This is a genomic window from Colwellia ponticola (genome assembly GCF_005885605.1).
GTDB classification, from domain to species: domain Bacteria; phylum Pseudomonadota; class Gammaproteobacteria; order Enterobacterales; family Alteromonadaceae; genus Colwellia; species Colwellia ponticola.
Genome location: NZ_SZVP01000019.1, coordinates 17,966 through 32,839 on the forward strand (window position 1 = coordinate 17,966; position 14,874 = coordinate 32,839).

Below are 14,874 nucleotides of genomic sequence, written 5' to 3' on the forward strand. Positions count from 1 at the left end.
AACCTGTGTAGAATCTCCACATTATTATTTATAACTCAAATTTTTCTGAGGACTTATGTCTAGACACTTTTTTACTTCGGAGTCTGTTTCTGAAGGCCATCCTGATAAAATTGCCGATCAAATTTCTGATGCGGTATTAGATGCGATTATCGCCAAAGATAAAAATGCCCGTGTAGCTTGTGAAACTATGGTAAAAACTGGTGTAGCAATTATTTCTGGTGAAGTCTCTACTACAGCTTGGGTTGATTTAGAGAAACTTACCCGTAATGTTATTAGTGAAATAGGTTATACCTCGTCAGATGTTGGTTTTGACGGCGAAACGTGTGGCATTATGAATTTGATTGGTCAACAATCACCTGAAATTGCGCAAGGCGTAGATCGCAGTAAACCTGAAGAGCAAGGGGCTGGTGACCAAGGCTTAATGTTTGGTTATGCAACTAACGAAACTCCTACCTTAATGCCAGCACCATTATATTATTCTCATCGCTTAGTTGAACGCCAAGCCGAAGCACGTAAATCTGGCATTTTACCTTGGTTACGCCCTGATGCTAAATCACAGGTGACCTTTATTTATGAAGATAATAAACCAGTAGCCATTGATACCGTCGTTCTTTCTACTCAGCATAACCCTGAAATTAAGCAAGCAGACTTAGTTGATGCGGTCATGGAAAATATTATTAAGCATGTATTACCTGCCGAATTATTAACGAAAGATACTAAATATCATATCAACCCAACAGGCCGTTTTGTTATCGGTGGTCCGGTAGGTGATTGTGGTTTAACAGGTCGTAAAATTATTGTTGATACTTATGGCGGTATGGCGCGTCACGGTGGTGGTGCTTTCTCTGGTAAAGATCCATCAAAAGTAGACCGTAGTGCTGCTTATGCCGGGCGTTATGTGGCTAAAAACATTGTTGCTGCAGGTTTAGCTGACCGTTGTGAAATTCAAATATCTTATGCCATCGGTGTCGCTGAACCTACGTCAATTTCAATTGATACTTTTGGCACGGGTAAAATATCTGAAGAAAAATTAGTTGAACTCGTACGCAAACATTTTGATTTACGCCCGTACGGTATCACTAAAATGTTAGACCTATTACATCCTATGTATCAGCAAACAGCTGCCTATGGTCACTTTGGTCGCGAACCTTTTGAAATGACGGTAGACGGTGATACATTCACCGCATTTAGCTGGGAAAAAACCGATAAAGCCGATGATTTACGTAACGCTGCCGGTTTATAGCTAACGCTTAACTCAGTTATACCCCACAGAGAAACCAGCATCGCTATTAAGGCTGCTGGTTTTTTTATGCCTTTATTTTGCTGCTTAACTCAAAAAACAACTTACCACGTAACTTTATCTGTTCTGTTATTGTTTTTTATCACTATCGCCCTTACCTTAATGATATGACGATGTTTTATTTTTAAGCTTATTTATGCGTAACCCCAGAATTTTTCAACCAAGCCTATTCTCTATTAACGAGACAGTGACCTTATCAGATGATGCTTTTGGTCACGTTGTGCGCGTATTGCGCCTAAAAGCGGGTGACACCATTACCGTATTTAATGGTGAAGAGCCTTTTCAGTACAATGCCACCTTGTGTAATGTTAGTAAAAAATCAGCTGATATCACCATAATATCTCAACAACAAAATAACAGTGAATCACCACTCAATATTCATTTGGGCCAAGGTATTTCTCGTGGTGATAGAATGGATTTCACCTTACAAAAATCTGTTGAGCTAGGCGTTAATTCAATAACTCCTCTGTTTACTGAACGTTGCGGAGTAAAACTTAATGCTGAGCGCCTTGAAAAAAAACGTCAACAATGGCAAAAAATAGTCATTAGTGCCTGCGAACAAAGCGGCCGTTCAAGTGTGCCTACGGTTAATGAACCTATGTTATTAGCTGACTGGTTAACACAAGAAACCAGCGCTTTAAAAATTAATTTGCATCCTAAAGCACAGCACTCCATTATGAGTTTACCTAGGGAAAATACCCGTGTTCGCTTGTTAATAGGACCAGAAGGTGGTTTAAGTGATGACGAAATAGCTCAAGCCAATGAAAACGACTTTGTTGATGTATTACTTGGTCCTAGAATATTACGAACAGAAACAGCGGCATTAACGGCAATCACCGCATTACAATGCCGTTTTGGCGATTTACACTAAATATATTGTTGAGTTACTAACATTACGTAAACGGTGATGGATTAACATCAACAGTGAACAGGATAAAAAATGACTACAAATAAAGTAATAAAACTCGGCATAGTGATGGACCCTATTGCACAAGTTAAGGTCGAAAAAGATTCATCCATGGCAATGATGCTAGAAGCTCAACAACGTGGTTATGAGCTTTACTATATGGAAATGAAAGACTTATATCTTGAACAGGGGCAATGTCGCGCCACAACACACAAAGTTAAAGTGTTTGATGATAGTAAGCATTGGTATGAATTAACCGACCCACAAGATATGCTAGTGAGTGACTTAGACGCGGTATTAATGCGTAAAGATCCTCCTTTTGATACCGAATTTATTTACGCCACTTACATGCTAGAGCGCGCTGAAGAAGCCGGTACACTGATTGTTAACAAACCACAAAGTTTACGTGATTGTAATGAAAAGCTCTTTACTGCTTGGTTTAGTGAGTTTACGCCTAAAACCTTAGTGACTCGTAGCAGCGATAAAATCCGTCAATTTCACCAAAAAGAGAAAGACGTTATTATCAAGCCACTTGACGGTATGGGCGGCGCATCAATCTTTCGTATTAAAGCCGATGATGCCAATGTTGGCGTTATTATCGAAACATTAACCAACCATGGCGAACAATATGCTATGGTGCAAGAGTTTATGCCGGAAATTGCCGATGGTGATAAGCGCATTCTCATTGTTAATGGCGAACCTATGCCTTATTGTTTAGCACGTATACCTGCTATGGGTGAAACGCGTGGTAATTTAGCTGCTGGCGGGCGCGGTGTTGCCAGGCCACTGAGTGAAAGTGATAAAGCCATTGCTGATGCTATTGCCCCAGAACTAAAAAAACGTGGATTATATTTTGTAGGTTTAGATGTCATTGGTGATAAGGTTACTGAAATCAATGTGACCAGTCCTACTTGTATTCGTGAAATTGAAGCAGCTTACCCAATAAACATTAGCGGTAAGTTGATGGATGCTATTGAAGAGAATATAAAAAAATAACTGTAGGGATAACATGGCAAAATTACAAAAATCAGCAACAAAAACACTAACAGCAAACAAAAAATGTGAGCAAGAGCTTGGTGATTCAACGTCAATGATTAGTTTAGAAAACCAATTACTGATCGCCATGCCTACTCTCGATGATTCTTATTTTAATAAAACGGTTACCTATATTTGTGAGCATAATGAAGAAGGTGCAATGGGCTTAATTATAAACTTGCCTATTAATATCACCCTGTCTGACTTACTCAAGCAAATAGAACCTGATGAAGGTAAAGCGTCAGATAAAGCTAATAGCAATGAAAGCAGTGATTTAACTGATAAGGCAACCACTGACATTACTAACAGCTTAGAGCAGTTAGTACTTACTGGTGGTCCTCTCGCCCAGCAACGAGGCTTTGTTTTACATAGTTCACAATCAGGTTGGACTAGCTCGTTGGTGTTGAGCAAAGAGCTCATGATCACCACCTCAAAAGATATTCTACTGGCATTAGGTACTGAAAAAGCCCCTGAAAAATTTATGGTTACCTTAGGGTATGCTGGTTGGGGACCCGGTCAACTTGAGCAAGAGTTAAAAGCTAATTCATGGCTTACTACGCCTGCCGATAATGATATTATTTTTAATACCCCAATAGAAATGCGTTGGAAAAAAGCCACTGAAAAGTTGGGCATTGATCTTGCCCATTTATCTTCTGATATAGGACATGCTTAATCGCTGTCCTTTTAGGCAGTCTGTTTTATTTACGCTTTATTTACGCTATTAACTTACTACTACATTGATTAACCCCAAGGAAAAAAATGTCATCGAAAACTCAATCGCCGATTGGTCAACGTACTGTTATCGGTTTTGATTTTGGTAAAAAATATATTGGTGTTGCCGTCGGACAAGAGTTGACAGGTAGTGCGACGCCGTTGGGATCAATAAAAGCAACCGACGGCATTCCGCATTGGGATAACCTCGCTAAATACCTTAACGAATGGCAACCTGACTTTATTGTCGTGGGCTTACCGTTGAATATGGACGGTAGTGAGCAACAATTAACCTTAGACGCGAAAAAGTTTGGTAATAGAATTCATGGTCGTTTTGGCATCAAAGTAGAATTTCAAGATGAACGACTCACCACTGCCGACGCCAAAGAACAGCTGTTTGCACGCGGTGGCTTTAAAAACTTAAAAAAAGATAATATTGATGCTGAATCAGCGCGATTGATTATTGAAAGTTTCTTTGAGCAGCAATACGATTAATAATACAATAAATTATTGTAGTTATTCTATTCAATTACTTACCTAGCCTAGCTATTACTAAGTTATTGGCGGGCAGCCATGGAGTAAAATCCTGTACACTATTTTAACTGTCGGGTTATAATTAGCGCTTATCATTATTTTTTAACAAGGTTTCCTCGGCAATGGAAAAACGTTTTATTAACGCGCAAGAATTACTAGAAGATTCATTTCGTGTCGCCGCTAAAGTATTTGAAGATGGTTTTCGCCCACAATTTATTGTAGGTATATGGCGTGGCGGTGCACCCATTGGCATCGCGGTACAAGAATATTTTGACTTTAAGAAAGTAGAAACCGATCATATTGCTGTACGTACTTCATCGTATTACGGTATCAACAAGCAAGATAAAGATATTAAAGTACACGGTTTACATTATATTATTGAGCATGCAAATGCCGCTGATAGTTTATTAATTGTTGATGATGTTTTTGATTCAGGCCGCAGTATCGAAGCGCTAATTAAGCAATTAAAGCGTAATATGCGCAATAATATCCCTAAAGATATTAGAGTTGCTTGCCCTTGGTATAAGCCGCAAAATTCAATGGTTGATTTTGCTCCTGATTATTATGTGCATACCTCAGATGAATGGTTGGTGTTTCCTCATGAATTATCAGGCTTAACTCCTGATGAACTCCTCAATGGTAAAAAAGACTTAGTCAACATTCAGGATTTACTGGTTTAATACCAACAAGCATAAACAAAAAGGCAGGTTTAGTTCGACTAAACCTGCCTTTTTTTAGTGCTAATTACCTAACGACGTTAAGTCTGTGAACTTTAGCTCAATTGGGTAAGTATTATCAATTAATTGCTAATAACTCAACATCAAAAATTAATAGTGATCCTGGCTTTATTTTACCTGCCGCTTTATTGCCATAAGCTAAACTTGATGGAATATAAAAACGCGTTTTCTCACCAACAACCATTAACTGAACTCCTTCTGTCCAGCCTTTGATCACTTGGTTTAAACCGAAACTAATTGGCTCACCTCTATCTACTGAACTATCAAATACAGTACCATCAAGTAATGTACCATGATAATGCACGTTAACTTTCGAGGTAGCATTGGGATGTTCGCTACCACTGCCCGCTGTTAATACTTTATATTGCAAGCCTGAAGGGGTTGTTATAACACCTTCTTCGTTTTTATTGGTAGCTAAAAACTCATCAGCTAATTTTATATTACCTTGCGCTGCTTCTTTACTACCACTTTGTCGCATAACAACAAAAATTAAAATACCTATAACAATAGCCAATAACAAAATTTTACTCATTTAATAACACTCTTATACTACGGTTCATGTAAAAAACCATGCTACGCAATTACTCACTTATTTACTAGTTGATTTAGTTAACTAATATCTACGAATACTTAGAAAATAGTGAAAGTAATAAAAGGACTAAACTGCCATGACATCAAGGAAATAAAAATTAGCATCTGATAACAAATATGTTTAAAATAATGGGCTAAGATTTGATATGCCAATATCAATCATTAATAGTAATAGCTACTACCTACGTCTCTATAGTTTAACTGGATAAAACTGCGGCCTCCTAAGCCGCTGCTCTGGGTTCGAGTCCCGGTGGAGACGCCATTTTATAGTTTAATAAACAAGTTATTAGTTCGTTATTCCTCTGCTTGTGTTTTTTCTACATCCTTGTTTTCGGCCACTGAATTACCGCTGAGAAAAGCAGTAATAGCCATAATAATAACCACACATATTACCGTTGTTAATTTAAACCCACCTGAGGATGAACTGCGCATTTCTATACCTATGTTATTACCTATGCTAACTTTATATTCTGCTTGTATATAATTGCCAAAAAACGTTACGTTGCTCTATTAACGTACAGTAACAGCGACACTAAACTATTAATTTTTTATTTACAAGAGTAGAGTTGATTTTTTACGCAATATAGTGAATTCTACGGTATTAACACCTAAGTTAACTTTTTAAATCAAAGGCTGTATCTTGTGCAGCAATTTGTTCAGTGCTTGACAAAATATTTACTCGAATAGACGAATTTAATACCCCTGCCCCTGAGCTTAACGTAGCTAAATTAGTATCACCACGTAACAATTGGCTATAGTGAGTAGCTAAAGAGAATGCTGTACTATCAATGATTAGTTTATTATTGGTTTGCCGGCGATATACATTAGTACTTAATGCTGTTGTTACGGGGTTTTGTTCTGATAAAGTAAAAAACAAACTGGCTTCGGCTGGTTTATGTTGATGAAGTTTTATTGATAAACGTAATTTATTAGTTTTCAATAATTGATGCGCGCTTTCAATTAACGCATAAATCAATTTTTGAATATATAATTGATCGCTATTGAGATAATGCGGGACACTGTCATCAATAAGAAAGTAAATAGATCTGCCTTCGTATTCATTGCTCGCTTTAAGTACCGACTCAGTACGTTGTAGAAAACGATAAAAATCAAAACAGTCGTTTTTTGCCGTCACCTTACCCGACTCAATATTAGAAACATCTAGCATAGTATCTAATAACAAGGCTAGATTACTACTGGCATGACTTATTCCGGTAACTTCTTTGTTATGAATACCTCTTTCTTTTAATTGCTCAACAAATGCCCTTATTGCTAACAATGGTACCCGTAATTCTGTATTTAGCGTTTTTAAAAAATAACTTTGAGCTAAACTTTTTTTCTCTGACTTTTCTCTCGCTAAAATAAGATTTCGGGTTTTACTATGCACTTGTTCCCCTAATTCACTCGAGTAGGCAGCCATCATCAGTAGCAGCATTTGAAATAATACTGCGCCAAAAGTACCACCAAGTAATACAGCCCATGCTTGCCAGCTTTTAGTTTGGCTAAACCAAGGCTCTTTTTCGGCGATGTTAACCTGCCAAAGTCGAGAAAAGACGGACAGCGTCAAGGTATCAACATGCCTATTTACGCTAGGTAATAATTGACCGAATAAAGTAATAGGTTCGTCAGCAGTGATATCTTGAATAAAAATATTCACTTTGGCTGATTTTTCTTGTGCTAATTGTTCAAAAAAACGATCGAACTGCACCACTGCGATCACTAGCCCTAATAATTTTTCCTTGGTAATTAATGAAAGCTTGCGTTGTGCAATTAATTCAGCAGCGCTTTGTTTTTCAGGGATAGAAAAAATAGCCTGTCTAAACAGTATCGCCGGTATAGCCACCTTGTCTTGCGCTAAAATAACTGGCGCACTAGCCATAATCTCTTCATTATTAAACGCTTGCAAAGGGAAACTATGCTTAAACTCACCGTAAAAATCTACGCCCAGCGCAGCTTCATTTATTGCTTGTGGATAGAGATAATATAAAGGCGCATATTGAGGACGTGGAGGAGCGACAACCATAGTGCCGTTGGCTAATTTATCTTTGATACTAAAATCTTTCTTTAGTACCGTTGAACTATTTTTTTCAAAAGTAGCACGTTCACTCAAAGGCACTATAGGTGCCCATTCTAGTGCCCTAACACTTGAATCTTGTTTAAAAATATTGTCACTAAATTGGGTGAATTCTGTTAGCGACACAGTATCGTTAGCCTTAAATAACGCGGCAAGGCTAGTCACGTTAGTCACTACGGCGTTTACTTCTGCCATAATTAACCGTTCTATTTCAAGCGTAGCTTGCTCAAATAACACCTGACGGTATTGTTGCTGTTGATACTGCGAGCTTTTAAGCAATAGAAATACGGCTAAACCACCTAATAAGGAAGTAAAGCCAATAAAAAAACGTTTGGTTAATTTTAGCTGCTCTGCATTATTAAACAGCAATAATAATGGAATAAAAAATACCGCCATTAACATACTCGCCGACCAAGTACTAATAAAGGTATAGAGAAAGTCACCTTGGGTTACTCGGCTATCTAATATAGAAATAACCAGAACTGAGCTTGCCGATACCAAGCTGGCAATAGGGCCAATACGTAATAAAAAGAAAAACAGGTACTTTCTCGAGCTGAGCCATTTTTTATAATGAATAAAGCGAAAAACAAGCTGCTTCGTCCAGCACGCTTGTAAGACAATAGCCAATACCGCAATTGTCATCACGGTAAAGTTAGCATCTAAGTGTAGGTAGTAGTCGAAACTAAACGCTAATATCGGACTAATTATGACGACAACAATAAGTGGCACAAGACGCCAAACAAGTAATAAACCACTAAGAAGCGCCGCGCAAGGACCAACAAAACTGACCAGCGATTGTGGAGTAATAAGCAAAACAGTGCCAAACGAGGTGACAATAAATAAAAGCGCTGAAATAAAAAAGTGTGATAAGTGGCGTTGCATCATAGTTATACCAAACGGATTAATGGTCAAAATAGGCAGGTTAAATCGGTAGTATGTCGTTCATCTTAGGTTTTAACTGATACTAGCATTATCTCACAGTAGATTAACGGCATATTATTTGAATATGATGTCGCAATACAAAATAATATAAAAAATTGCATAATATAATTTGCGCTACGTGTCTTGGTAAGCGAAAATACGGGCAATTTTTATTTTTCAAGATTATAAGATCTGGAGCAATTATGTCGTCGCGTCAAGAGTTAGCAAATGCTATTCGTGTATTAAGTATGGATGCCGTACAAAAAGCAAAATCAGGGCACCCAGGTGCACCTATGGGCATGGCAGATATTGCCGAGGTATTATGGCGTGATTTTTTAAAGCATAATCCAACTGATCCCAACTGGGCCGATCGCGATCGTTTTGTTTTATCAAATGGTCACGGCTCAATGCTTATCTATTCTTTATTACATTTATCGGGTTACGATTTATCTATTGAAGATTTAAAAAACTTTCGTCAATTACACTCTAAAACCCCTGGTCACCCTGAATACGGTTACACACCAGGCGTTGAAACGACCACAGGTCCATTAGGTGCGGGTATTGCTAATGCGGTGGGTATGGCTATTGCTGAAAAAACATTAGCTGCCCAGTTTAACCGCGAAGATCATGACATTGTTGATCATTTTACCTATTGCTTCTTAGGTGATGGCTGTTTAATGGAAGGTATCTCTCATGAAGCTTGTTCACTTGCGGGTACGTTAGGGTTAGGTAAACTAATAGCCTTTTGGGATGACAACGGCATTTCAATTGATGGTGAAGTTGAAGGTTGGTTTACTGACAACACGCCAGCGCGTTTTGAGTCTTACGGTTGGCATGTACTTTGTGTTGATGGTCACGATGCTCAAGCAATTACTCTGGCTATTGAAGCGGCTAAATCGGTTACCGATAAACCTACGATGATTTGTTGTAAAACAATTATCGGTTTTGGCTCACCTAATAAATCAGGCTCTCATGATTGCCATGGCGCACCTTTAGGTGACGAAGAAATTGCTGCAACACGTGAATTTTTAAACTGGCCACATGCACCTTTTGATATCCCAAGTGACATATACGCACAATGGAATAGAACTGAAAAAGGTCAAATAAGTCAAAGTAACTGGAATGAAAGATTTGCCGCTTATCAAGCAGCACACCCTGCACTTGCCAGTGAATACGAACGTCGTGTGATTAAAGGTGACTTACCTAGCGATTTTGAAGAAAAAGCAAACGCCTTTATTCAACAGTGCCATGAAAGCAGTGAAAATATTGCCTCACGTAAAGCTTCCCAAAATGCTATTGAAGCCTTTGGTCATGTATTACCTGAAATGTTAGGTGGTTCGGCCGATTTAGCGGGCTCAAACTTAACCTTATGGTCTGGTTCAAAAGGTATTCAAGAAGATGCTGCCGGTAACTACATATTTTACGGCGTGCGCGAATTTGGCATGAGTAGCATTATGAATGGTATTTCTTTACACGGTGGTTTTGTAAACTACGGTGCTACCTTCATGATGTTTATGGAATATGCACGCAATGCGGTGCGTATGTCAGCATTAATGGGCATTCAAAATATTTTTGTTTATACCCATGACTCTATTGGTCAAGGGGAAGATGGTCCTACGCATCAACCTATTGAGCAATTAACTAACTTAAGAACTACGCCTAACTTAACGACGTGGCGTCCATGTGATGCAACTGAGTCTGCTGTTGCTTGGAAAGCTGCGGTACAAAATCAAAAAGCACCTACAGCTTTGGTATTTTCACGCCAAGGTTTACCTGCAATGACACGTACGCAAACACAAGTAAGTGACATTGAAAAAGGGGCTTATATCTTAGTAGATTGTGCTGGCACACCTGATGTAATTTTAATAGCAACAGGCTCTGAAGTAGCGCTAGCCGTTAACGCTGCCACAACTTTAACAGAGCAAGGCACAAAGGTACGTGTAGTATCTATGCCATCAACGACTGTTTTTGATCAGCAAAGTAGTGACTATAAAGCGGCGGTATTACCACTAAACGTGACTAAGCGTGTCGCTATTGAAGCAGCGCACGTTGACTTTTGGGCTAAGTATGTGGGTCTAAACGGCGCAGTAGTAGGTATGACAACTTTTGGTGAATCTGCACCTGGTAACGTATTACTAGAGCACTTTGGCTTCACTGTAGATAACGTTGTTAATACCGTCAATCAGTTATAATTTAAGTCGTTATAATAAGTAAACCTGTTATAACCACGTAATAAGTTGCCACAAGTGTTGAACTTTACTTGTGGCAACTACGTACAACATTTATCACATAAGCTAGCTTTTTATTACAGCTAATATTATCACTCAGATATCGCTTAGATATCGCTTAAAATCATTGGATAAATACAGTAAGATTATGACAATAAGAATTGCCGTTAGTGGCTTTGGCCGCATTGGACGTAGTGTAGTAAGAGCATTATATGAAAGCGGTAAAAACGAATTATTTACCTTAGTCGCCATTAATGAATTAGCACCTGCTTCAGGTATTGCCCATTTATTGAAATACGACAGTACCCATGGCAGGTTTCCTTTTGAGGTCAGCCAAACAGATAATACCTTAATTATCGATGGCGATGAGATTGCACTAACCCATATTGATAATTTAACTAGCCTACCTTGGCAGCAACAAAATATTGATATAGTACTTGATTGTACGGGTAAATATGGCACTAAAGCCGACGGCTTAAGTCATATTAATCGCGGCGCTAAAAAAGTATTATTCTCTCACCCCGGTGGCCAAGATATTGATGCAACTATTATTTACGGCATTAATCATCATACGTTAACCTCAGATGATCGTATTGTCTCAAACGGCTCTTGTACCACTAACTGTATCGTGCCTGTTATCAAGGTTATTGATGAAGCCTTTGGCGTAGAAAGTGGCTCTGTCACAACAATTCACTCATCAATGCACGACCAACAAGTTATTGATGCTTATCATAAAGATTTACGCCGAGCTCGTGCTGCCAGTCAATCTATTATCCCTGTCGATACTAAACTCGCCGCTGGTATTGAACGAATATTGCCACAATTTAAAGGTCGTTTTGAAGCGATTGCTGTTCGTGTACCAACACTAAACGTTACCGCCATGGACTTAAGCTTGACGGTTAATAGTGATGCCAGTATTAACGACATTAATAAAGCCATACAAGCAGCGACTAAAGAGACTGATTTAATCGGCGTGCTCGATTATACTGAAGAGCCGTTAGTGTCTGTTGATTTTAATCACGACGCCCATTCTTGTATTGTTGATGGTAGCCAAACTCGTGTTAGCCATAAACGCTTAATTAAAATGCTAATTTGGTGTGACAATGAATGGGGCTTTGCTAACCGCATGTTAGATACTGCGATAGCAATGTCAAAAGCATAACGTTACATATATGCATTTGAAAAAATACTTAACAAAAAATTTAAAATATTATTGCTCAATCATACTGTTAAAATAACAGAGCATAACTTCCCCACAGTGACAACAGGAGACAAGAATGTCTATTATCAAAATGGCTGATCTAACATTAGCTAACCAACGTGTGCTAATTCGTGAAGATTTAAATGTACCTGTAACCGATGGTAAAATCACCTCTGATGCCCGTTTACGTGCCGCATTACCTACTTTAAAACTTGCCTTAGAAGCTGGTGCAAAAGTCATGGTAATGTCTCATTTAGGACGCCCAACTGAAGGTCAACCAGCAGATGAGTTTTCCCTAAAACCTGTTACGGATTATCTTAGCGCCGCGTTAAACTACCCTGTACGTTTAGTTACCGACTACCTAGATGGTGTTGAGGTTGCTGCTGGTGAATTAGTGGTCTTTGAAAATATTCGCTTTAACGTTGGTGAGAAGAAAAATGATGATGTATTGGCTAAAAAATTAGCCGCATTATGTGATATTTTTGTTATGGATGCCTTTGGCACCGCACATCGCGCCCAAGCAAGTACTCATGGTGTAGCCAAGTTTGCTGCTACAGCTTGTGCTGGTCCATTATTGTCAGGCGAATTAGAAGCGTTAGGTAAAGCATTAGATAATCCAGCGAGACCACTAGTTGCCATTGTAGGAGGCTCAAAAGTCTCAACAAAATTAACGGTACTAGACTCGCTAGCAGGTATTGTTGACCAACTTGTTGTTGGTGGCGGTATTGCCAATACCTTTATTGCCGCTGATGGCCATAATGTTGGCAAATCATTATTTGAAGCCGACTTAGTTAACGAAGCTGCACGCTTAACTAAACAAGCTCAAGCCAATAATGGTAATATCCCTGTTCCTACTGATGTTGTCGTTGCCACTGAGTTTTCAGCCACTGCAGTAGCGACAATCAAGTCAGTTAATGACGTTAATGCCGATGAAATGATTTTTGATATTGGTCCCGATTCAGCCAAAGCTTTAACTGAAATCATCGCTAACGCAGGCACTATTGTGTGGAATGGTCCTGTTGGCGTATTTGAATTTGATCAATTTGGTGAAGGTACTAAAATTATCGCACAAGCGATTGCCGATAGCGCAGCCTTTTCAATTGCCGGTGGCGGAGATACTTTAGCTGCCGTTGATAAATATAATATTGCCGATAAAATATCTTATATCTCAACAGGCGGCGGTGCTTTCTTAGAGTTTTTAGAAGGTAAAAAATTACCTGCAGTAGAGATATTAGAACAACGCGCTAAAGTATAAATGCTACGCTTACCAACACAACGCCCAGCAATAATGGTGCACTGCTGGTAATGCTAAAAAATAAAAACGAGTGTCTAGACAAAGACCTCGTTTTTTTTTCACTACTTTTTAACTAAAAGTTAAATCAATACGACAACAATTCAACTTTACTGAAATTATCCTGTCAGATAAGAGTGCTATTTGTTATAATTTTTATTATCTAAATAAACTTTAACCCCCCATTAATAAAGTTTAAACAAAACTTAAACAAAACTTATCTAGGAGTAAGTAAATGGCTTTAATTTCAATGCGCCAGATGCTCGATCATGCGGCAGAATTTGAATACGGTATTCCAGCATTTAATGTAAATAACTTAGAGCAAGTACGCGCTATAATGCTTGCCGCTAGTGATACTGATAGCCCTGTGATCATGCAAGCATCTGCAGGTGCTAGAAAATACGCCGGTGCACCTTTTTTACGTCATTTAATTTTAGCCGCAATTGAAGAGTTTCCACATATTCCAGTGGTTATGCATCAAGATCACGGTACTTCTCCTACTATTTGTCAACGCTCTATTCAATTAGGCTTTTCATCAGTAATGATGGACGGTTCTTTAATGGATGATGGTAAAACACCAAGCTCTTATGAATACAATGTTGATGTAACACGTCGCACTGTTGAAATGGCACACGCTTGTGGTGTTTCGGTTGAAGGTGAATTAGGTTGCTTAGGCTCTCTTGAAACCGGTATGGCTGGTGAAGAAGATGGCGTTGGTGCTGAAGGTGTTTTAACAAAAGAACAAATGTTAACAGATCCAGAAGAAGCCGCTGATTTTGTTAATAAAACGCAAGTAGATGCACTAGCAATTGCCTGTGGTACTTCTCATGGTGCGTATAAATTTACGCGCCCACCAACTGGCGATATCTTAGCGATTGATCGTATTAAAGCGATTCACCAACGTATACCGCATACTCACTTAGTTATGCATGGCTCTTCATCAGTGCCACAAGATTGGTTAGCGGTTATTAATGAATTTGGTGGTAAGATCCCGGAGACTTATGGTGTCCCTGTAGAACAAATTCAACACGGCATTAAAAATGGTGTACGTAAAATCAATATAGATACTGATTTACGTCTTGCTGCTACTGGCTCTATTCGTCGCTTTTTAGCTGAAAACCCAAGTGAATTTGATCCACGTAAATTCTTACAAGTATCAACTAATGCGATGTACGATATATGTAAAGCTCGTTATGAAGCATTTAACACTGTGGGTAATGCGAGTAAAATAAAACCGATAAGCCTTGATAGTATGTTTGACCTTTACCAAAGCGGTAAACTTAAAGCTATCATCAAGTAAAGCTTTTATTACAAAAACACTTAATTAAAAGGGCTTAGGCCCTT

Annotated in this window: 13 protein-coding genes and 1 tRNA gene; 11 read left to right on the forward strand and 3 right to left on the reverse strand. The window is 38.7% G+C overall.

Features of this window, described 5'->3' with window-relative positions; translation table 11 throughout:
- Positions 1–55 precede the first annotated feature (55 nt).
- The 6 genes from metK (at position 56) to FCS21_RS14900 (ending at position 5,167) form a co-directional block, all read left to right on the forward strand.
- On the forward strand, positions 56–1,243 hold the full coding sequence (gene metK / locus FCS21_RS14875; protein ID WP_138624338.1) for a methionine adenosyltransferase: 1,188 nt from the start codon (positions 56–58) through the stop codon (positions 1,241–1,243).
- A 193-nt stretch (positions 1,244–1,436) separates the two neighbouring features.
- Positions 1,437–2,171, forward strand: coding sequence for a 16S rRNA (uracil(1498)-N(3))-methyltransferase (rsmE, locus tag FCS21_RS14880; protein ID WP_138624339.1), 735 nt, complete (start codon positions 1,437–1,439; stop codon positions 2,169–2,171).
- A gap of 69 nt (positions 2,172–2,240) precedes the next feature.
- A complete protein-coding gene (gene gshB, locus FCS21_RS14885) occupies positions 2,241–3,203 on the forward strand; it encodes a glutathione synthase (protein ID WP_138624340.1) in 963 nt (320 codons plus the stop codon).
- Positions 3,204–3,297: 94 nt separating this feature from the next.
- On the forward strand, positions 3,298–3,915 hold the full coding sequence (locus FCS21_RS14890; RefSeq protein WP_138624367.1) for a YqgE/AlgH family protein: 618 nt from the start codon (positions 3,298–3,300) through the stop codon (positions 3,913–3,915).
- An 86-nt stretch (positions 3,916–4,001) separates the two neighbouring features.
- Entirely contained in the window at positions 4,002–4,448 is a 447-nt protein-coding gene (ruvX, locus tag FCS21_RS14895; protein WP_138624341.1) for a Holliday junction resolvase RuvX, read from the forward strand.
- Between the two features lie 161 nt (positions 4,449–4,609).
- Positions 4,610–5,167 carry a phosphoribosyltransferase gene (locus FCS21_RS14900; protein WP_138624342.1) on the forward strand — a complete coding sequence of 186 codons (558 nt, stop codon included), beginning with the start codon at positions 4,610–4,612 and terminating at the stop codon, positions 5,165–5,167.
- A 115-nt stretch (positions 5,168–5,282) separates the two neighbouring features.
- Here FCS21_RS14900 and bamJ read toward each other — a convergent pair whose 3' ends face one another.
- Positions 5,283–5,756: a BamJ family beta-barrel-assembly machinery protein gene (gene bamJ, locus FCS21_RS14905; protein WP_138624343.1), complete on the reverse strand. Its 474-nt coding sequence runs from the start codon at positions 5,754–5,756 to the stop codon at positions 5,283–5,285.
- Positions 5,757–6,001: 245 nt separating this feature from the next.
- Between bamJ and FCS21_RS14910 the strand changes: the two genes are divergently transcribed.
- Positions 6,002–6,077: transfer RNA gene (locus FCS21_RS14910), tRNA-Arg, on the forward strand.
- A 32-nt stretch (positions 6,078–6,109) separates the two neighbouring features.
- On the opposite strand, the gene FCS21_RS16830 is transcribed toward FCS21_RS14910, so the two are convergent.
- Positions 6,110–6,247, reverse strand: coding sequence for a hypothetical protein (locus FCS21_RS16830; RefSeq protein ID WP_171035719.1), 138 nt, complete (start codon positions 6,245–6,247; stop codon positions 6,110–6,112).
- 181 nt (positions 6,248–6,428) lie between these two features.
- Positions 6,429–8,774, reverse strand: a complete 2,346-nt coding sequence (locus tag FCS21_RS14915) for a CHASE domain-containing protein (RefSeq protein WP_138624344.1) — start codon at positions 8,772–8,774, stop codon at positions 6,429–6,431.
- Between the two features lie 239 nt (positions 8,775–9,013).
- Between FCS21_RS14915 and tkt the strand changes: the two genes are divergently transcribed.
- The 4 genes from tkt to fba all read left to right on the forward strand — a co-directional run bounded on the left by tkt (position 9,014) and on the right by fba (position 14,830).
- Positions 9,014–11,002 carry a transketolase gene (tkt, locus tag FCS21_RS14920; protein WP_138624345.1) on the forward strand — a complete coding sequence of 663 codons (1,989 nt, stop codon included), beginning with the start codon at positions 9,014–9,016 and terminating at the stop codon, positions 11,000–11,002.
- A 184-nt stretch (positions 11,003–11,186) separates the two neighbouring features.
- Positions 11,187–12,200, forward strand: a complete 1,014-nt coding sequence (gene epd, locus FCS21_RS14925) for an erythrose-4-phosphate dehydrogenase (RefSeq protein ID WP_138624346.1) — start codon at positions 11,187–11,189, stop codon at positions 12,198–12,200.
- A 115-nt stretch (positions 12,201–12,315) separates the two neighbouring features.
- Positions 12,316–13,494, forward strand: a complete 1,179-nt coding sequence (locus tag FCS21_RS14930; RefSeq protein ID WP_138624347.1) for a phosphoglycerate kinase — start codon at positions 12,316–12,318, stop codon at positions 13,492–13,494.
- A gap of 271 nt (positions 13,495–13,765) precedes the next feature.
- Positions 13,766–14,830 (forward strand): class II fructose-bisphosphate aldolase, encoded by a 1,065-nt coding sequence (gene fba / locus FCS21_RS14935; RefSeq protein WP_138624348.1) that lies wholly within the window; start codon positions 13,766–13,768, stop codon positions 14,828–14,830.
- The last annotated feature ends 44 nt before the right edge of the window (positions 14,831–14,874 follow it).